At 40.3% G+C, this 427-nt stretch carries 1 protein-coding gene; it reads left to right on the forward strand.

All coding sequences use genetic code 11. The annotated features are described in order from the left end of the window. Positions 1–93: 93 nt before the first annotated feature. The coding region (locus DY467_RS26630) for an ArnT family glycosyltransferase (RefSeq protein ID WP_164639864.1) at positions 94–427 on the forward strand (334 nt) is incomplete at its 3' end.

Here is a 427-nt window from a genome sequence, read left to right on the forward strand (position 1 = left end):
CCTGGGGACGCTATGTCCGAGATACCACAGGCTCACTCCAATGCTTCACTAAATGATACTCCGATTTAGTTGTTTAAATAAAAGAGGTATATTTTGAGTTTTCAAACAGATAAAGAGATTCAACAAAAATTCTTTAATTACACCTTGTTTGTGTTGGTTGTTCTGCTGATATGTCGCTTGATTGCCAATTATTTTTTTCCTTTGTTTGATACGACCGAATCCCGTTACGCTGAAATTGCACGCAAAATGCTGGAAACAGGGAACTGGGTGACTTTGCAGCAGGATTATGGTGTTCCATTTTGGGCTAAACCACCTTTATCCACTTGGTTATCTGCTTTTTTTATGCAGTTATTCGGCGTCAATGAATTCGCAGTTCGCCTGCCAGGTCTTTTGCTGTCTATTGGTGTTTTATGGTTGGTTTGGGGAG

The organism is Rhodopseudomonas sp. BR0G17 (genome assembly GCF_010907025.1).
In the GTDB taxonomy this organism is placed as follows: domain Bacteria; phylum Pseudomonadota; class Alphaproteobacteria; order Rhizobiales; family Xanthobacteraceae; genus Rhodopseudomonas; species Rhodopseudomonas palustris_H.